Source organism: Roseateles sp. GW821-FHT09G03 (genome assembly GCF_059416045.1).
The window spans coordinates 476,565-495,058 of sequence record NZ_JBWKOK010000006.1; the positions used below are offsets into that span (position 1 = coordinate 476,565).

The 18,494-nt window shown below is 68.1% G+C and carries 17 protein-coding genes; 9 read left to right on the forward strand and 8 right to left on the reverse strand.

The genetic code is table 11. The features are described 5' to 3' along the window. Positions 1-10 precede the first annotated feature (10 nt). Complete coding sequence (locus tag AC07OZ_RS22975) at positions 11-745, reverse strand: NUDIX hydrolase (protein WP_495469374.1); 735 nt, start codon at positions 743-745, stop codon at positions 11-13. A gap of 184 nt (positions 746-929) precedes the next feature. Here AC07OZ_RS22975 and AC07OZ_RS22980 point away from each other — a divergent pair, with 184 nt between their 5' ends. From AC07OZ_RS22980 to AC07OZ_RS22995, 4 genes are read left to right on the forward strand one after another with little or no spacing between them, the layout of a single operon-like run. Then, complete coding sequence (locus AC07OZ_RS22980; RefSeq protein ID WP_495469375.1) at positions 930-1,802, forward strand: cysteine hydrolase family protein; 873 nt, start codon at positions 930-932, stop codon at positions 1,800-1,802. 13 nt (positions 1,803-1,815) lie between these two features. Next, positions 1,816-3,057: a nicotinate phosphoribosyltransferase gene (pncB, locus tag AC07OZ_RS22985; protein WP_495469376.1), complete on the forward strand. Its 1,242-nt coding sequence runs from the start codon at positions 1,816-1,818 to the stop codon at positions 3,055-3,057. Positions 3,058-3,074: 17 nt separating this feature from the next. Continuing rightward, complete coding sequence (locus AC07OZ_RS22990; RefSeq protein WP_495469377.1) at positions 3,075-4,781, forward strand: NAD+ synthase; 1,707 nt, start codon at positions 3,075-3,077, stop codon at positions 4,779-4,781. Positions 4,782-4,809: 28 nt separating this feature from the next. Continuing rightward, the gene (locus tag AC07OZ_RS22995; protein ID WP_495469378.1) at positions 4,810-5,835 is read left to right on the forward strand and encodes an NUDIX domain-containing protein; all 1,026 of its coding nucleotides are present in this window, start codon (positions 4,810-4,812) and stop codon (positions 5,833-5,835) included. 9 nt (positions 5,836-5,844) lie between these two features. Here AC07OZ_RS22995 and pobA read toward each other — a convergent pair whose 3' ends face one another. After that, positions 5,845-7,026, reverse strand: coding sequence for a 4-hydroxybenzoate 3-monooxygenase (pobA, locus tag AC07OZ_RS23000; RefSeq protein ID WP_495469379.1), 1,182 nt, complete (start codon positions 7,024-7,026; stop codon positions 5,845-5,847). A 127-nt stretch (positions 7,027-7,153) separates the two neighbouring features. On the opposite strand from pobA, the gene AC07OZ_RS23005 reads away from it, so the two are divergent. Then, the gene (locus AC07OZ_RS23005) at positions 7,154-8,023 is read left to right on the forward strand and encodes a helix-turn-helix domain-containing protein (protein WP_495469380.1); all 870 of its coding nucleotides are present in this window, start codon (positions 7,154-7,156) and stop codon (positions 8,021-8,023) included. 6 nt (positions 8,024-8,029) lie between these two features. On the opposite strand, the gene AC07OZ_RS23010 is transcribed toward AC07OZ_RS23005, so the two are convergent. After that, complete coding sequence (locus AC07OZ_RS23010; protein WP_495469381.1) at positions 8,030-8,497, reverse strand: nuclear transport factor 2 family protein; 468 nt, start codon at positions 8,495-8,497, stop codon at positions 8,030-8,032. A gap of 152 nt (positions 8,498-8,649) precedes the next feature. On the opposite strand from AC07OZ_RS23010, the gene AC07OZ_RS23015 reads away from it, so the two are divergent. Beyond that, a complete protein-coding gene (locus AC07OZ_RS23015) occupies positions 8,650-9,243 on the forward strand; it encodes a TetR/AcrR family transcriptional regulator (protein ID WP_495469382.1) in 594 nt (197 codons plus the stop codon). A 158-nt stretch (positions 9,244-9,401) separates the two neighbouring features. Then, entirely contained in the window at positions 9,402-10,199 is a 798-nt protein-coding gene (locus AC07OZ_RS23020; protein ID WP_495469383.1) for a fumarylacetoacetate hydrolase family protein, read from the forward strand. A 33-nt stretch (positions 10,200-10,232) separates the two neighbouring features. Here the strand turns inward: AC07OZ_RS23020 and AC07OZ_RS23025 are convergent, their stop codons facing one another. The 3 genes from AC07OZ_RS23025 to AC07OZ_RS23035 form a co-directional block, all read right to left on the reverse strand. Next, positions 10,233-13,088, reverse strand: coding sequence for an NERD domain-containing protein (locus tag AC07OZ_RS23025; protein WP_495469384.1), 2,856 nt, complete (start codon positions 13,086-13,088; stop codon positions 10,233-10,235). A 451-nt stretch (positions 13,089-13,539) separates the two neighbouring features. After that, positions 13,540-14,925 carry an ATP-binding protein gene (locus AC07OZ_RS23030; protein ID WP_495469385.1) on the reverse strand — a complete coding sequence of 462 codons (1,386 nt, stop codon included), beginning with the start codon at positions 14,923-14,925 and terminating at the stop codon, positions 13,540-13,542. Next, a complete protein-coding gene (locus AC07OZ_RS23035; protein WP_495469386.1) occupies positions 14,922-15,554 on the reverse strand; it encodes a 2-hydroxychromene-2-carboxylate isomerase in 633 nt (210 codons plus the stop codon). Before AC07OZ_RS23035 ends, AC07OZ_RS23030 begins: the two co-directional genes overlap by 4 nt. A gap of 201 nt (positions 15,555-15,755) precedes the next feature. Here AC07OZ_RS23035 and AC07OZ_RS23040 point away from each other — a divergent pair, with 201 nt between their 5' ends. Beyond that, a complete protein-coding gene (locus AC07OZ_RS23040) occupies positions 15,756-16,502 on the forward strand; it encodes a response regulator (RefSeq protein ID WP_495469387.1) in 747 nt (248 codons plus the stop codon). 21 nt (positions 16,503-16,523) lie between these two features. Here AC07OZ_RS23040 and AC07OZ_RS23045 read toward each other — a convergent pair whose 3' ends face one another. Together AC07OZ_RS23045 and AC07OZ_RS23050 are read right to left on the reverse strand one after the other, a co-directional pair. Then, entirely contained in the window at positions 16,524-17,102 is a 579-nt protein-coding gene (locus AC07OZ_RS23045) for a thioredoxin family protein (RefSeq protein ID WP_495469388.1), read from the reverse strand. Between the two features lie 126 nt (positions 17,103-17,228). Further along, positions 17,229-17,879: a TetR/AcrR family transcriptional regulator gene (locus AC07OZ_RS23050; protein ID WP_495469389.1), complete on the reverse strand. Its 651-nt coding sequence runs from the start codon at positions 17,877-17,879 to the stop codon at positions 17,229-17,231. 90 nt (positions 17,880-17,969) lie between these two features. Here AC07OZ_RS23050 and AC07OZ_RS23055 point away from each other — a divergent pair, with 90 nt between their 5' ends. Continuing rightward, complete coding sequence (locus AC07OZ_RS23055) at positions 17,970-18,332, forward strand: DUF3331 domain-containing protein (protein ID WP_495469390.1); 363 nt, start codon at positions 17,970-17,972, stop codon at positions 18,330-18,332. The last annotated feature ends 162 nt before the right edge of the window (positions 18,333-18,494 follow it).

Here is an 18,494-nt window from a genome sequence, read left to right on the forward strand (position 1 = left end):
GTCCGGACTTTCAGCCCACCGCCAGATTGCTCGGCACCGTCTTCAATGCCGGCGCATGCGCCTTCTTCCGGAACAGCTGCGCCGGCCGGTGACTGCCGCCGCTGGTGAACGCGCCGGGGATCTCCTCGATCACGTCGAGCTCGTCGATGCGGCGGCGGAAGCCGCGCTTGTCGAGTTCGGCGCCGAGCACCTGTTCATAGGTGCGCTGCAGCTCGCCGAGCGTGAACTCGGCGGGCATCAGGTGCACCGGCAGCGATGAGTACAGCGTCTTCGACCGCACGCGCTCGACCGCCGTGCGCAGGATCTGCGCGTGATCGAAGGGCAGGGAGCGCAGGCTGTCGACGGCGGCCCAGCGGAAGCGTTCCCCGGCTCCAGCTTCAGTTCCAGCGCCAGCGCTGACGCCGGCTTCGACGTCGCTCGGCACCACCGCGTAGTAGCTGACCGACAGCGACCACCCGCGCGAGTCGCGGTGCATGCCCGAGAAGGTCCTGAGCTGTTCCAGGTAAGGCGACACCAGCCCGGCCTTCTCGCGCAGGATGCGGGCTGCGGCATCGTCGGCGTCCTGGTCGGTGTCCGTGTGCACCCAGCCGCCGGGCAGCGTCCACGCGCCGAGCGCCGGCGCCTTGTCCCGCTGCGCGAGACCCGCATGCAGCACGCCGTCGCGCAACGTCAGCAGGACGATGTCGACGGTGACGATCGGGCGTTCGAAGTCCACGGCCTTGTTCTTCTTAGTGCGGAAAAGCACGAATTATGGGCGACGACGATTCGACGCGTCAAACGGTCCCGCCGAACGGATCATGGAATCAAAGGAACGAGACGACACACCTCGTTGCACCCCTGAGCGTCGCAGATTGATCGACTTAGTGCAAACAAGCACGAAGTGCGATATGCTGGCGCCACGACATGACAAAGACGGAATCGGAGTTCTCATGACCCAGCGCCTCCAGCAAGCCCTGCAACTGCTGATCGTCGACCCGCAGAACGATTTCTGCGACATCCCTGGCGCGACGCTGCCGGTGACCGGCGCCGACGCGGACATGAAGCGCCTGGCCGCGCTGGTGGACCAGGCCGGCGGCGCGATCGCGGACATCATCGTGACGCTGGACTCGCACCCGGTCTATGCGATCGAAAGGCCGGCGTTCTGGCAGCAGCCCGCCGCCGTCGGAGCAGATGGCGCGGTAAGTGCCGAGGGCGTGCCGCAGCCGGTCGCGCCATTCACGCAGATCAAGGCTGAGGACGTGCGCGCCGGCCGCTTCGCGCCGCGCGACGCCGCGCTGCGCGATCAGGTGCTGGCCTACCTCGACGCCCTCGAAGCCAGCCCGAAGAAGTACATCCTGATGGTTTGGCCGACGCATTGCGTCGTCGGCACCTGGGGCCACAACGTGCATGGCGAGCTCGCCGCCGCGCTGGGCCGCTGGGAGGCCGCACGGCTGCGCACCGTGGAGAAGGTCCTCAAGGGCCAGAACCCGATGACCGAGCAGTACAGCGCCGTGCGGGCCGAAGTGCCGATCGCCAGCGATCCGCGTACGCAGACCAATCGCGCGCTCGTCGACCGCATCGTCGACTTCCCGGGACTGACCCTCATCGCCGGTGAGGCCAGCAGCCACTGCGTCGCCGCGACGGCGGAGGACCTCTTCGCCGAGATGAGTGCCGAACGGCTCGCGCGCATCGTTCTGATCGAGGATGCGATGAGCCCGGTCGGCGGCTTCGAGACCGGCGCGGCGGCCTTCGTCGAGCGGGCCCGCGCGCTCGGCGTGCGGACGATGACCGCGGCACAGGCACTCGGCCTGCTGTCGGCCTGAACGGAGCGATGTCATGAACGACGCTCCCGTCATCCGCTCGCTGCTGGAGACCGACCTCTACAAGTTCACGATGTGGCAGACGCTGCTGCATGCGTTCCCTGCCAACGATGCCGAGTACCGCTTCGTCTGCCGCAACACGCCGGCCTTCCCGCTGGGCGATCTCAGCGATGCGGTCAACCGCGAGCTGGACCACCTCTGCACGCTGAGCTTCCGCGAGGAGGAACTCGCGTACCTCGGCGGCCTGCGCTTCATGAAGTCGGACTTCATCGACTTCCTGCGGATCTTCCGCTTCCAGCGTCGCTTCATCGCCGCGCGGCCGGGCGAGGGCGCCGAGGCGGGCCAGTTGGTGATCGTCGCCCAGGGACCGCAGGTCCACGTGATGGCATTCGAGATCTTCGTGCTCGCCATCGTGAACGAGCTGTACTTCCGTCGTCTCTGCGAGGGGCGTGAGGCCGAGGTGCTGGCCGAAGGCCGCGCGAGGCTTGCGGCGAAGACGGCCCGGCTGCGCGAGTACGCGGCGGCCGTGCCTGGCGCGCTCGGCGCAACGGGTGAGGATCCGTATCCGTTCGAGTTCTTCGACTTCGGCTTGCGCCGCCGCTTCTCCGGCGACTGGCACGACGAGGTCGTCGCCACGCTGAAGCGCGAGATCCCGTCGGTGTTCAAGGGCACGTCCAACGTCGAGCTGGCCCGCCGTCACGGCCTGATCCCCATCGGCACGATGGCGCACGAGTACCTGCAGACCTACCAGGCGGTGGGCGTGCAGCTGCGGCTGTCGCAGAAGGCCGCGCTGGAGGGCTGGGTGCAGGAGTTCCGCGGCGACCTCGGCATTGCGCTGACCGACGTGATCGGCATGGACGCGTTCCTCGCCGACTTCGACCTGTACTTCGCGAAGCTCTTCGACGGTCTGCGGCATGACAGCGGCGATCCGGTCGTGTGGGGCGAGAAGGCGCTGGCGCACTACGCGACGCTGCGCATCGATCCGCGCACCAAGCGCCTGGTGTTCAGCGACGGCCTGAACTGCGACGAGGCGTTCCGGCTGCACACGCACTTCGCGCGGCGCGTGCCGGTCGGCTTCGGGATCGGGACGCACCTGAGCAACGACCTCGGACCGAAGCCGCTGAACATCGTCATGAAGCTGGTCCGCTGCAACGGCCAGTCGGTCGCCAAGCTGTCGGACGCGCCCGGCAAGACGCTGTGCGACGACCAGACCTTCCTCGACTATCTGCGGCAGGTGTTCCGCGTCGGCAAGGAATGAATGAAAGGAGCGAAGTCATGCTCAAGATCACCCTGGCCCAGATCAACCCGACGATCGGCGACCTCGAGGGCAACCTCGCGTTGCACCTGGACGCGGCCCGGCAGGCGCGCCACGACGGCGTGGACCTGGTCGTCTTTCCCGAACTTTCGCTGACCGGCTACTACCCGGCCGACCTGCTCGACGACGAGGACTTCCGCCAGCGCCTCGACCACGCGATGACCGCGCTGCTGGCCGCGACGCGCGAGGTCGGCTCGCTGCACTGGGTCGTGGGCGCGCCCACGCGCAATCCCGGCGCGGGCAAGGCCTTCCGCAACTCGCTGCTCGTGATCCGCGACGGCGAGGTGCTGCTCGAATGCCACAAGCAGCTGCTGCCGACCTACAACGTCTTCGACGAGCGCCGCCATTTCGAGCCCGGCCCGGATGTCGCACGCGTGCTGCGCATCGGCGGAACGCAGGTCGGTTTCATGATCTGCGAGGACGGCTGGAACGACGACGGCAAGGACTACGCCGTCAATCCCTTCCAGCGTCTGGCCGATGCGGCACCGGACCTGATCGTCTCGATCAACGCCAGCCCGAGCAATGTCGGCAAGCGCGAGCAACGGCACGCCGTGTTCCGCGCCGCCTGCTGGCGGCATCGGCTGCCGCTGGTGTTCGTGAACCAGGTCGGCGGCCATGATCAACTGGTCTACGACGGCGCTTCCTTCGCGATCGAGCCGGAACCAGGCGTGGTCTTCGAGGCCGAGCGCTTCGAGTCGCACATCGTCACGTTGCGCTTCGAGACGGACCGCGGGCTCTTCGCCTCACGCGACGGCGGCGCGCTGCCGCCGGCCAGCGCGGGACTCGACACGATGGCCTTCTACCGCCGGCAGATCGTGCTCGGGCTGCGCGACTACACGCGGCGCTGCGGCTTCGAACGCGTCGTCGTCGGATCGTCGGGCGGCATCGACTCGGCGCTGACCCTGGCGCTCGCGGTGGAGGCGCTCGGCGCGGACAAGGTCTCGGCGATCACGATGCCCTCGCGGTTCTCGTCGTCCGGGAGCGTCGACGATTCGAAGGCACTGTGCGACGCGCTCGGCATCCCGCTGGACCTCTGCCCGATCGAGGACATCGTGCGGCAGGTCGGCGACACGATGGCAGCCAGCACGCTGGCGCTGCGACCGTCGGGTCTCGCGCTGGAGAACCTCCAGGCCCGCGTGCGCGGTACGCTGCTGATGACCGTGTCCAACGCGCAGGGGCACCTGCTGCTGACCACCGGCAACAAGAGCGAGATCGCCGTGGGCTACTGCACGCTCTACGGCGACACCAACGGCGGGCTCGGCCTGATCGGCGACCTCTACAAGACGGAGGTCTTCGCGCTGAGCCGGCACATCAACGAGACGGCGGGCCGGGAGATCATCCCGGCAGCCATCATCGACAAGCCGCCGAGCGCCGAGCTGGCGCCCGACCAGCGCGACACCGACAGCCTGCCTCCGTACGAAGTGCTGGACGAGGTGCTGAAGGTGCTGATCGAAGGCGAGCGGCTTGCCGAGGACGAACGCACTGCCGCCGACGCCGCGGTGGCCGCGCTGCGCGACAGCGACGAAGGTCAGGCGCTGATCGCGCGGATCAAGGGCATGATCGCCCGCAACGAATACAAGCGCCGCCAGGCGCCGCCGATCGTGCGGCTGCGCGCCCGGGCCTTCGGCAGCGGCCGGCAGTTGCCGATCGCGGCGAAGCACTACTGATCAATGCTCTGAGACCGGAAGGACCTTCATGACTCGCAAGACCGTCGCCGTGGTCGTCGGCCGCTGGCAGCTGGTGCACCTGGGACAGGAGGCGCTGTTCCAGGCCGCCTTCGGCCTCGCCGACGAGGTGATCGCGGTGCTGGGCTCCTCGTACAAGGCGCGCGATCCGCGCAACCCCTTCGTCCATGACGAGCGCCGGCAGATGCTGCTGGCCAACCTGTCGCCGGAGCAGCAGCAGCGCCTGCACGTGCTGCCGGTGCGCGACTACTTCGATGACCAGCGCTGGAACGCCGCGGTGATGATGGGCGTGCGCGCCATTGCCGGCGAGGACGCGGACATCGTGCTGGTCGGTCATCAGAAGGACCACACCAGCTACTACCTGAACAACTTCCCGCGCTGGCGGCAGCAACTGGTGGAGCGGCTGGCCGACGTCGACGCGACGGCGATGCGCCAGGTGTTCTTCGAAGCCGACGATCCGGACGCCGCGTTGACGGTGATGACGCCCTATGTCAGCGCGCCGGTACGGGCGTGGCTGCAGGCCTGGAGCCGCCTGCCGGAATACCGCAAGCGCAAGGCCGAGCACTCGGCAATAGCGAGCTATCGCAAGAAGTACACGGCGGTCGCCTACATGACGGGCGACGCGGTGGTGACGGTCGGCGACCAGGTACTGCTGGTGCGGCGCAAGGGGCCGTTCGGCGAGGACCTCTGGGCGGTGCCCGGCGGCCACCTCGACCGCGGCGAGAAGCTGGTGGCCTGCGCGATCCGCGAGTTGATCGAGGAGACGCGCTTCCCGCTGCTGCCGGCTTCGATCCTGGCGGCGCTGCATGGCGTCGAGACCTTCGAGGATCCGTTGCGCAGCGCGCGCGGCCGGCTGATCACGATGGCGCACCACTTCAAGTTCGGCGAGATGGGCACGCTGCCCGAAGTCGTCGGCAGCGACGACGTCAAGGAGGCGCGCTGGTTCCATCGCGATGAGCTGGCCGCGATGGAGTCGCAGCTGTTCGAGGATCACTTCGTGATCTTGGATCACTTCCTGAACATCATCGAAGGCTAGTCGCGCCAGCTACAGCGGCAAGCCGACGTAGTTCTCGGCGAGCGCCCGCTGCGCGGCTTCGGAGCCGAGGACGTAGTCCAGTTCGGCGGCCTGCAGCTTCGCCTGGAAGGCGGGCTCCTGGTCGAAGTTGTGCATCAGGCTGGTCAACCACCACGAGAAGCGCTCGGCCTTCCACACCCGCGCGAGACAACGCGCCGAGTAGTGGTCCAGACCGGCATCGCTGCGTTCGCGGTAGTGCTCGATCAGCGCCTGCGACAGGTAGCGCACGTCGGACGCCGCGAGGTTGAGTCCCTTTGCACCGGTCGGCGGGACGATGTGTGCCGCGTCCCCCGCCAGGAAGAGCCGGCCGAAGCGCATCGGCTCCGCCACGAAGCTGCGCAGCGGCGCGATGCTCTTCTCCAGCGACGGACCGGTGACCAGCGAATCCGCCGCCTCGGTGTCGAGCCGCCCGCGCAGTTCGTCCCAGAAGCGGGCGTCGCTCCAGTCCTCGACGCGCTCGGTCAACGGCACCTGCAGGTAATAGCGGCTGCGCGTTGCCGACCGCATGCTGCAGAGGCTGAAGCCGCGCGCATGGCGGCTGTAGACCAGTTCCCCAGAGACGGGCGGCGTGTCGCTCAGCAGACCGAGCCAGCCGAAGGGGTAGACCTTCTCGAAGAGCTGGATGGATCCCGTGGGAACGCTCGCGCGGCAGACGCCGTGGAAGCCGTCGCAGCCGACGATGAAGTCGGCGGTGATCTCGACCGGCTCGCCGTGGATCGAGCAGAACGCGCGCGGTGTCGACGAATCGAATCCTTCGATACGGACGTCCGCGGCTTCGTACAGCGTGGTCAGGCCCGCCTCGGCGCGAGCCTCCATGAGATCGCGGGTGACCTCGGTCTGCCCGTAGACCAGCACGGTCCGTCCGCCAGTGAGTGCGCGCAGGTCGATGCGATGGCGTACACCGTCGACGGCCAGCTCGAAGCCATCGTGCACCAGCCCTTGCGCGTGCATCCGGGCGCCGACACCTGCCTCGTCCATCAGATCGGCGGTGCCTTGCTCGAGCACGCCGGCGCGGATCCGCGACAGCACGTGCTCACCGCTCTGACGTTCGACGATGACGGTGGCGATGCCGGACCGGTGCAGCAACTGGCCGAGCAGCAGCCCCGAAGGTCCGGCGCCGACGATGAGCACCTGGGTGCGTAAGGTCTTCATGAGGCGGAGCCTACGGGCCGGCCTCGCGGCGGTGAATGGACGACTCCGACCTGGGCTTGCACAATCCGAACCCATGGCCGTCGACAACATGTCCCGTCGATCTTCCCGAACTCAGGGTTCACCGCCGGTGTACTCCCTCTACGGTGAGGATGGCCGTTCCTCCGCGCTGGACGGCCTGCACCTGGAGTCGATCGCCGATCGAAGCCGCTTGCACAATTGGGAAATCCAGCCGCATCGTCACGGCGCGCTGGTGCAGCTGCTGCTGATCGAACGCGGCCGCGTCACCGTCCGCATGGACGAGGAGGAGCGCGTGCTGCGCGCGCCGGCGCTGGTCTGGGTGCCGGCGCTGGCCGTGCACGGCTTCCGCTTCGCGCCGGAAACGGAAGGGCTGGTGCTCACGTTGGACCAGAGCCGCTTGCGGGGCCTGCTCGATCACCTGCCCGAGTTGCTGGACAGCCTGTCCGAACCGCGGCTGGTCGCGCTCGATCGCGGCGCGACAGTGACGCGCGCGTTGTTCGCCGTCGGGCACGGATTGAGGGAGGACTACGCGGGCGCCGGCGCCTGGCGCGGTCCGGCGCTGGACCATGCGGTGGCGCTGCTGGCGACGCAGGCGGCGCGCTTCGGCATCGCGGAGGGGGCGCACCCTGCGCCGGCGGCCGGCGAAGGACGCGCGCTGCAACACCTGACCCGCTACCGCGAGCAGGTCGAGCGCCACTACCGCCGGCAGCCGCCGGTGGCGGAACTGGCCCAGCCGCTGGGCATCACGCCCACGCAGCTGAATCGGCTGTGCCGCCGGCATCTGCAGTGCTCCGCGCTCGCGGTGCTGCACCAGCGCGTGCTGCTCGAGGCGAAGCGCGAGCTGGGCTACACGAACCTGATGGTCCGGCAGATCGCCGACGGGCTCGGCTTCGCCGACCCGGCGTACTTCACGCGCTTCTTCCTGCGGCAAACGGGGCGATCGCCCAGCGCGTGGCGGGAAGAAGGTGGAGGACGTTGACCGGTCTCAAAGACCCAGTTCAGTCAGGCCCGGATGGTCGTCCGGACGCCGTCCCTGCGGCCAGAAGAACTTCCGGTCCTCGGCCTTGATTGGCTGGTCGTTGATGCTCGCGTGGCGGTGCGTCATCAGGCCCTGCGCGTCGAACTCCCAGTTCTCGTTGCCGTGGCTGCGGAACCAGTTGCCGGCATCGTCGTGCCATTCATAGACGAAACGCACGGCGATGCGGTTGCCTTCAAAGGCCCACAGCTCCTTGATCAGCCGGTAATCCAGTTCGCGCGCCCACTTGCGTTCCAGCAGGGCTTGCGCCTCGGCGCGGCCCTGCGGGAACTCCGCCCGGTTGCGCCACTTCGTGTCCGGGCTGTAGGCCAGCACGATGCGCGCCGGGTCGCGGCTGTTCCAGCCATCCTCGGCCAGGCGGATCTTCTGGATCGCGGTCTCGCGGGTGAACGGGGGCAGGGGCGGGCGGGTGTCCATGGTCGGGGTCCTTTCGTCGAAGGCGGGAAGGTCGGGAGAGATCGGGCAGCCGATCGATCAGCGGATGGGACAGTCGATCGGTTCATGTAGACAGGTCTGTCTACTCGGGTCGGATTCTGGCGGATGTAGACAGGTCTGTCTACAATGATCGGATGGACGACATCAACGGCAGCGTGGACATCGGCGAGCTGCCCGCCCGCGAGCGCATCCTGCGCACCGCCCACGACCTGTTCTATGCCGAGGGCATCCGCGCGACCGGCATCGATCGCGTGATCGCGGCGTCTGGCGTCACGAAAGTCACCTTCTACCGGCACTTCCCGAGCAAGAACGACCTGATCCTGGCCTACCTCGAGCTGCGGCACGGCCGGTGGATGGATTGGTTCACCGGTGCGCTGGAGCGCCACGGTGGCGCGGTCAAGGGCGCCGGCGTGCTGGTGCCGACGATGGCGGAGTGGTTCGGCGGGCAGGCGCTCGGAGACTTCCGCGGCTGCGCCTTCCTGAACGGCGTCGGCGAGATGGGGCCTATCCTGCCCGAGGTCGTCGAGGTGACCCGTCGCCACAAGCAAAACATGACCGACGCGATCGCGGGGCTGCTGCCGGCGTCCCGGCAGCGGAAGAAGATCGCGGCGGCGCTGTCCGTGGCCGTCGATGGCGCGATCGTCCAGGCGCAGTACGCGGCTGAACCCGCGTCGGTGTTGAAGGGCCTGCAACTGCTCGTGGAGTCGGTGGCGGACGGCGTCGCCTGACCCCGCGTCGGCGTGCGGGTCTCGCCCCCGGCATCGGATTTCGAGGGGAAACGCGGAAGCGTCCGCGCAGGCCGGCGCCTACGCTCCATCGGCCGCGGGTGTCCGTCAGCTGTCCAGGGGCGCTCCGCGTCGGAGAACTCAACTCGAAGGAGACTGTGATGGACCGACGTTCCCTGCTCAACACCTCGGCTGCGATGGCCGCCGGCGCCGTGGCCGGCTGCGCGCTGCCCGGCCAAGCCGACTCGACGTCCGCGACGGCGAAGACCCCGTTCGACGTGGCGCAGACGGCCATCCCCATCGTCGGCAGCGACCAGCGCTTCCCGGTGCGCCGCATCTACTGCATCGGCCGCAACTACGCGGCGCACGCGCGCGAGATGGGCAGCGACCCGACGCGCGAGCCGCCGTTCTTCTTCCAGAAGCCCACCGACGCGATCCAGAACGTCGCGCCCGGCACCGTCGCCGATCACCCGTATCCGACGCTGACGAAGAACTACCACTACGAGTGCGAACTGGTTGCCGCGCTGAACAAGGGCGGCCGCGACATCACGACGGAGCAGGCGCTGGACCACGTCTTCGGCTACGCGATCGGGCTCGACATGACGCGCCGCGACCTGCAGCGCGGCATGGGCGACCAGAAGAAGCCGTGGGAGATCGGCAAGAGCTTCGACCGGTCGGCGCCCATCGGTCCGATCCACCCGGTCGCCCGGCTCGGCGGCCACCCGTCCAAGGGCGCGATCTGGCTCAAGGTCAACGGCCAGACCAAGCAGGATGCGGACCTGAGCCAGATGATCTGGAGCGTCGCGGAGCAGATCTCGCAGCTGTCGCGCGCCTTCGAACTGAAGCCCGGCGACATCATCTATAGCGGCACGCCCGAGAACGTCGGCCCGGTGGTGAAGGGCGACGTCATCGACTGCCACATCGACGGCCTGCCGAACCTGGGCATCCGGATCGTCTGAGGGTCTCCAGGGACCGCCGGCGGCGCAACCCGTCTAGCGGTCCGTACCGCCGTCCTGGAGGCGGCAGAACTTGCCGTTGCCCAGGTTTTTCAGCAGCCTGTGCGGAGACACGCAGAGGCCGAAGGCGCTGCCCATCCGCTGCTGCCATTGCTGAGGGCTGACGGAGTCATCCCACGCGTAGCGCGCGTAGATCCGGTCCACGACCTCCTGTCGATCGATCGTTCCCGGATGGGTGGCGATCTCCGCCAAGGCAAACGCCATGGCCGTGCGCAGCGTGAAGCTCCGGTTGTCCGAGAGCGGTGCGCGCACCGCGGTCGCTCCCCGTCGCTCCGCATCAAGTCGCATCAGGACGGCTGCCAGTGACGGCGGCAGCGTGCGATGGTCCGCAGGCGTGGGCGATGCCAGCGCGCTCCTGAGGAGCCGGTCCAGCGCGATGACGCGGGCAAGGTCCTCGGCCGGAACCTGTTGCTCGATCAGCGTCTCGTTGTCGGGCAGCAGGTCGACCGGATCGATCTCCTCATCGAGATCGTACGATGGCAGGTACTCGTCGTCCCTGTCATGGGCGTGATCCTCGGCCAGCGCCACCAGATGGCAGGTCGTGCAGACCACGGCGGCGTTCGCCCCGAGTCTGAGGCCGATGGTGCCGCATCGTCCGCAGGGGGCCGTCGGCAGGGTCGCGCCACGGATCTCATCCTCCATCCGGCCGACCGGACGGACCAGGTGCGCCACGTGGGTGGAGTCCTCGAACCAGTACAGGACCGGGTGGTCGAACGCCAGCACCAGGGTGTCGATCCATCCCACGAGCGGGCTCTCCTCGCTCTCCAGAGTCAGCACCCAGGCGTCGGCGACCGGGTGCCAGCCCAGCGACACCGATCGGACGTCCGTGATCGGGAGCCAGTCGCCGCGCAATCGGACATGCGTCCGCTGCGCATGCCTGTGGTCGGCCAGGGCCGACTGGACGTGGGGCTGTTGACGGACCGACTGGATGAAGCGGGAGTACTTCCTGTGGTCGTTGACCAGTTCGTCGGTCCGGAAGAGTGCGATGCACAGGGTCGTCGCGCGCGAGTACGCGATGAACAGCTCGGTCTCGTCCATCCGGTCCGCATCCAGCAGGATGACGACCGGGGATTCCAGGCCCCGGAACTTGCCCACGGTGCTCGAGCGGATCTGCAGCGCCTGGAGGACGCCGGTCCACGAACGCTCTTGCTTGACGGGAAGCAGCGCCACCATCTCGGAGACATCGACGCCATGCGCGATGAGATCGCGCACGACGCGTCCCAGTTCGGAGGCCGTGTCATCCACGCAGCGCTCGTGAAGCGTGTCGACGTCCTCGGGCCGGGGAGTGCCGTAGGTCGCGTCCACATCGTCCCGCACGGCCAGAAGGCGTTGGGTGATCTGATCGGGCGTGCGAAGGATCTGGCAGAGATGGAAACGGCGGCAGGCCTCGCCGCCCAGCAAGGCCTTCAAGGCGTCGAGCCCGATGCCCTCCTCGTACGCCATGGTCTGGGACGGGTCGCAGAAGGCATGAATCGGCTTGCCTTCAAACCAGGCGATCAACACCTGGAGCCATGGCGAGCGAAGCGCCTGCGCCTCGTCGATGACCAGGCGGTCGTACGCCGGCATGAGGCCCGCCGCCAGCGCGCGCGCCAGACCCGCCGAGCATCCGACATCGAACCAGGCATCGTCGTAGTTGCGCGATGGCTCGCGATTGGCGTAGTCGGTGCGGTCGGCGCGGCTGCAGAGCTGGTGCCAGGTGACCACGTCCGTGGCGGCGTCCCTGGCCACCTGGGCGGCGAGGTGGTCGCGCAGCCCGGTGTTGAAGACGACGAGGAGCACGCGCTCGCCGTCGAACCGCGGCTGGGCGACGCGCGTGGCGACGAGGGTCTTGCCCGTTCCGGGCCAGCCGTGGACGACCATGCGCGACTCGCGATGGGCCCGGGTGACCACGCCCATCTGCGCGTCGGTCATCCGCAGCCATGTCTGCGTGTCCCAACGGAGTCGCAGGCCCCATTCCGGGGTTCCGTCGAAGAATGGGCAGAGCGCCTCGACGACCGCGTCGAACTGGTAGTTCAGTGGATGGCTGCCCCCGGCCTTGAGCCAGTACGCCATGATTTCCCGGACACGGCGGGCCGCGTCGTGGAAGTCGTGGACATCGATCACGATGTTGGCCTGAGGGCCCGCCGTCGGGTCCGACAGGCCAGGGACCGGCGGCTTTCCGTGAAAGCTGCTCCTGGGGAACACAAGCGCGTAGCCGAATCGGACCTTGGTCGCGTGTCTGGCGCCCAGCCATGTGGCGGTGCCGTGCACGTTCTTGCGCACCTGACCGATCGGGTTGCGGGTGTCGGATCCGCTCTTGTTGATGAACTCGGTGCCGCGGACCTCGTAGCGACCCCCTTTGACCTCCAGCGCGAGCGCTCCGAGTTGGCGATGCAGCACGATGAAGTCCACCTCTCCGGTCGGCGCGACCCGGCCGCGTGCGCCGCCCGCCGGATCGCCCATGGTCGAGACGGCGGCGCAGAGCCACGGCAGGCTGTGGATGACCGTGAAGTCGTCCGGCAGGCCGGAGGCGAGCAGTTCGTAGAGGGTGGGTTCGAAGGGGCTCTGGGTCTCTTGCGGCGCCAGCCGCGGAATCATGACTGCCATCGTCGATCGTGGTGTTGTCGGTGGTTGTGATCGCGTCGCCGGCGACTGGACCGTCGTCTCGGCGAACTCCCTGGCGGTGATTGTTGGCGGACGTGCCATCTGCTCCGAGGACGGCGAGGCACGCGGACGGAGGATGGAGAAATCCATCACGCGGCGGCTCCGATGACCGTGCGCGTGACGCCCCCGGAGGAGCGTGCCCGCGAGGCCAAGCCTGGGGGCTGCCTCTTTCCGCAGCACAGCAAGCATTTCCCTGCCCCGACAAGCACTTGCAGCATCCTTGCCCGGGCAGCCAACAGACTTGTCCACAGAGGCCGTGGACAGACTGGCGGCCCGGTGCACAACCGGTGGGCACTGTGAGCAACTTCCGGGGAGGAACGAAGTTTGCCCACCGTGCTGGACGATCGAGTCAAGGCCCGATGGTTGCCAACCGCCCCGGCGTCCGCGCTGCCTCGTTTTAGGGCACGGAAAGCTTTTTCCTTGTACAACAACAGCTTGCGTCGCCCCTGCAGAGGCAGCCAACAGACTTGTCCACAGTTCGCAGGGATAGACCGGCGGCATGCGAAGTCTGCTTCGGATAGCCCCTTCGGATCACTGCCTCATTTCGCGGCACTGCAACGAATACCGTGACGAATCAACGGCTTGCAGCATCCCTGCCCGCTGAGCCAACAGAGTTGTCCACAGAACCCGTGGACAGTGTTCAAGGCAGCGAGGCGGGGAGGGTCAGGCGGGCTTCCAGCCCCCCCGTGGTCCGGTTATGGAGGGACAAGCTCCCTCCCATGGCGGTGGCGAGTTGCAGCGCGATCGCCAGGCCGAGACCGGTGCCGCCGGTGTCGCGGTTGCGCGAGGTTTCCAGTCGGTGGAAGGGTTTGAACACGGCCTGCAGTTGGTCTTCTGGAATGCCGGGACCACGGTCCAGCACGGTGATCGTCAACTGCGGGGTCGGGTCTTGCGCGGCGCCGCGACTCACCTGGATCTCCGCCTGTCCACCGAAGGCCAGCGCGTTGTCGATCAGGTTGACCAGGATGCGCTTGAGCGCCTGCGGCTGGGCCATGATCGGCGTCCCGGCCTCGCCGCTGAGCGTCACCGCCTCGCCGGCGTCCTCGTAGTCCCCGACGATGCTCGCGAGCAGCGCGTCCGCGTCCAGGCGGGCGGGCACCTCCGAGGTGCCGTGCAGCGTGCGCGCGTAGGTCACGCCCTCGCGGACCAGGACCTGCATCGCGTTCAAGTCGTGGCGGAACTTGTCGCGCAGTTCCTCGTCGTGCATCAGGTCGGCGCGCAGCCGCATCCGTGTGATCGGTGTCTGCAGGTCGTGCGAGATCGCGGCCAGGATCTCCACCCGTTCCGCCGTGTAGCCGGCGATGCGCTGCTGCATCGCGTTGAACGCCCGCGCGGCGTGGGCGACTTCGGCGGGACCTTCCTCCGGGATCAGGCGCGGCGTGAGGTCCGGACCGAGGTCGTCCGCCGCCGAGGCCAGTGTCTTGAGCGGACGCGTCACCAGCCGCACCACCATCCAGCTGCACACCGCCAGCACGATGAGCTGAGCGCCCAGGACCCACATCACCCATTCGGGGATCGGCATGTCGACGCGGCGCGCGTGCACGGTCAGCGCCGAGCCGTCGTTGAGCCGCACCAGCAGTTGATAACGCTTGGCGCCGAGCTGGACGGCGCGCTCGATGCGGAAGGGCTGCATCGCCTGCGTCAGCGCGTCGACGAAGGGGCCGTTGAAATCGGTCCGCTCCACCGGGCCCGCCTGCGGATCGATCTCGTCGGCGAGGGCGAAGCGGTAGTTCGGGCGCTCGAGCCGGTTCAGCCAGGCCCCACGTTCCGCCGCGGGCAGCCGGTCGAGCACCGCGACGCCGGTGGCGATGTCGCGTTCGACGCCGGACATCATCAACGCCCGCAACGCCATGGAGCGCTCCTGGCGGATCGCCACGTAGGCCATGGCCTGCGCGATCGCGATGCCGAGCACCATCAGCCAGAAGACGCGCGCGAACAGCGTGCGCGGGCCGAAGCGGCGCTGCGGTGCCGGCGTGGGCGCAGGCCCGGCCGACGGCGCGCGTGTCGAAGCGGACGCGGTGGTCATGCGCCCACGCCCTCGATCCCCTCGGCCCCTTCTGCCTTGAGCGCGCGCTGGACGAAGTCCAGCCGGTCCTGGCCCCAGAACAGCTCGCCGTCGATGACGTAGCTCGGTGCGCCGAACAGGCTGGCGTCGATCGCGCGCTGCGTGTTGGCGTCGTACTGGGCGCCGATGTCGTCCGCGGCGGAACGGACCAGTCGCTCGGCGGGCAGTCCCTGTTCCCCGAGGAGGGCGGTCAGCGTCACATCGTCGGCGATGTCGCGCTGCTGCTCCCACACGGCGCGCAGCAGCGCGCCGGTGAGGCGCATCGCGGCGTCGGCGCCGTCGGCCTGGTCGACCGCGATGACCAGCCGCGCGGCCTTGTGCGGCGCGACCGGGAAGCAGGTCGGCTCGACGTTCATTGGCATGCCCAGGTGCTGCGAGAAGCGCCGCAGTTCCAGCAGGCGATAGGCCTGACGCTGCGGAGGGCGCTGCGGCAGCGGCAGTCCGCCGGACACGGCGAACAGCTTGAGCAGGTCGATCGGGATCAGCCGCACGGTGGCGCCGGCGTCGCGCGCGATGGCGGCGAAGCGCTCGTGGCCGAGGTAGGTCCAGGGGCTGTGCGGGGCGAAGAAGTAATCGATGACGCGGCTCACGAGGGTCTCCGAATCGTTGGGGGGAACGGCGAAGGCCGCAGGCAGGTTTATAGGCGCGGGCGTCGCGCTTGTGGGCGCCTTTGTATTGGCGTGTATCCGTGTCCCGCACCGGAGACACAACATTGCCTGTCCGTACCACTGGCAGGGCCGGGACCGGTACATTGCGTCCATCCCCGTTCCCTGCCTTGACACTCAGCCCCCATGCAGACGTCCGCGCCCACCCAGGATCATGTGTTGATCGTCGACGACGACCGCGAGATCCGCGAGTTGCTTTCCACCTACCTGACCCGCAACGGTCTGAAGGTGACGGCCGTGCCGACCGGCCGGCACATGCGCATCGCGCTCGAGTCCGGCACGCCGGTGGATCTGGTCATCCTCGACCTGATGCTGCCGGGCGAGGACGGCCTGTCGCTGTGCCGCGACCTGCGGGCGGGCAAGCACAAGGCGACGCCGGTGATCATGCTGACCGCGCGCGGCGACGAGGCGGACCGCATCCTCGGGCTGGAGATGGGCGCCGACGACTACCTGGCCAAGCCCTTCGCGGCGCGCGAGCTGCTGGCGCGGATCAAGTCCGTGCTGCGGCGCGCGCGGATGCTGCCGCCCAACATGCGCTCGACGGACGATTCACCGCGGCTGGCCTTCGGCGAGTGGGTGCTCGACACGGTCGAGCGTCATCTGATCGACCAGCAGGGCACCGTGGTGCCGCTCAGCGGCGCGGAGTACCGACTGCTGCGCGTGTTCCTCGACCATCCGCAGCGCGTGCTCAGCCGCGATCAGCTGCTGAGCCTGACGCAAGGCCGCGAGGCGGAGCTCTTCGAGCGCTCGATCGACCTGCTCGTGAGCCGCATCCGGCAGCGGCTGCGCGACGATGCGCGCGAGCCGAAGTACCTCAAGACCGTCCGCAGCGAAGGCTACGTCCTGTCCATGGCGGTCGAAGGGCGCGACTGAGCGTCACGCCCTTCCCATCGATCAACCCGGCTGCTTCAGCAGCGCCTGGATCTGCGCTTCGGTCTGCTGGTACTGACCTTCACCGAAGTGCGAGTAGACGATCTTCCCCTGCTTGTCGATGAGGTAGATCGCCGGCCAGTAGCGGTTGCTGTAGCTCTTCCAGGTCTTGAAGTCGTTGTCCTGCGCGACGGCGTGGCGGATGCCCAGGCGCGCGATGGCGTCCTTGAGGCCGGCGGTGGAACGCTCCTCGTCGTACTCCGGCGAATGCACGCCGACGACCACCAGACCCTGGTCCTTGTACTTCTCGTGCCAGGCCTTCACGTAGGGCAGCTGGTTCAGGCAGTTGACGCAGGTATAGGTCCAGAAGTCGACCAGCACGACCTTGCCGCGCAGCTCATCGATCTTCAGCGGCGGGCTGTTGATCCAGTTGTCGATGCCGGTGAAGGCGGGGGCGGGCTTGCCGGCCATGCCGGGGCTGCCGAAGAGCGACGCGGCGGCGGCATCGGAGGCCATCGGCGGCAAGGAGAACGCCACGGCCGCGACGGCGGAAGCGCCGGCGAGCAGCAGGGGGAACAGGGAACGTCGGGTGGTCGGTCGCATGGGGAATCCTTTCCAGGCTGGCAGCGACATGCTGCGATGGAGCGGATTCTTCGAGGACCCGCCGATTCGCGATACGGGTTTCGTATGCCTGTGTATCCCGCCCGGGAAGGAAAGACGATCCGATGCTCAGCGCAACAAATGCAGCGTGATGCCGGTGAGCTCGCGCTTGAAACGCGCCGGGTCGTCCGGCAGCGTCGACACCGCCCGCATGACATGCGCGTAGGCCACCGTCTTGCTGATGCCGTTCATCAGCACCGAGAACAGCAGCGCCGGATCGCAGCGGTGCAATTCGCCGGCGTCCATCGCGTCGCTGAAGAGCGGCAGGCAGACATCGTTGAAGGGCCGCACGATCGTGTCGACGAGCACGTTGAGCCGCTCACCCTCTTCGGTCGCGGCGGTCGAGAAGAAGATGCCGATGTCCGGATGTTCGAACACGCGATCGATGAACGACAGCATGCAGTGTTCGACCCGTTGCCGCGGACCCAGCGTGACGTCGCCGCGCAGGTCCGTGGCGGTCTGCAGCATCGGGTCCATCAGCACCTTGATCTGATCGACGACCGCCAGCCACAGCGCTTCCTTCGATCCGAAGTGGTGCGCGATCAGCGCCGGGTCCACGGCGGCCTGGCGCGCGATCTCGCGCACGCTGGCGGCCTCATAGCCGCGCAGCGCGAAGATCCGTCGCGCCGTGCGCAGCAGGTTGTCCGCGCCTTGCGCACAGTCCGCGCTCGGCCGCCCGCGCCTTCGCGGCGCCCCGCTGGTCTTCGGGGTCTTGTTCATCGATCGCCCCGCCTTTGTTATATTCATCACGCGTTGAATTATTTCAGGCTTTCACGCCGATTGTCGGCGTGATGAGAAAGGCGGTGTCGCATGTACAGGGATCTCGCAAGCGATCCGTCCCGGGACGGTTGGCTGCGCACAGTGGCGTGGCTCGGCAACGGCGGCATCCCCGATACGCCTCCTCCCACGTCCGTCCGGCAACTCAAGGCGGCACCGACCATCCACGTGCTCGATCGCCCGACGCCGCGCACAGCCGCCATCTCGTGGTCCGATCCAGGTGCCTGCCACTATGGCTACCAGATCTGGGACATGGTGCCGTCCAAGCGCGACGGCGTCTGCGTGCTCACCGGCAGCACCATCCGCGCCGGGGAGATGATCTACACGCCGCGCGTCGATGAGCCTTCGCCCATCAACGCCGGGGAGATGATCGCGGCAGCCTACGTCGACGCCTGAAGGGCGCGCACGAGCTTGGCCGGAGCCGGCGGCTCACGCCTCGCTCGACGCGCCAACTCGCTCTGCTCACCTTCGGTTCGCGCCGCTTGTATGGTTGAAGCGCCGGCCCAACGGGGCTTCAATGGTGGGGTTGCTGGGGCGGAGAGACTCGCTCCGAGTACG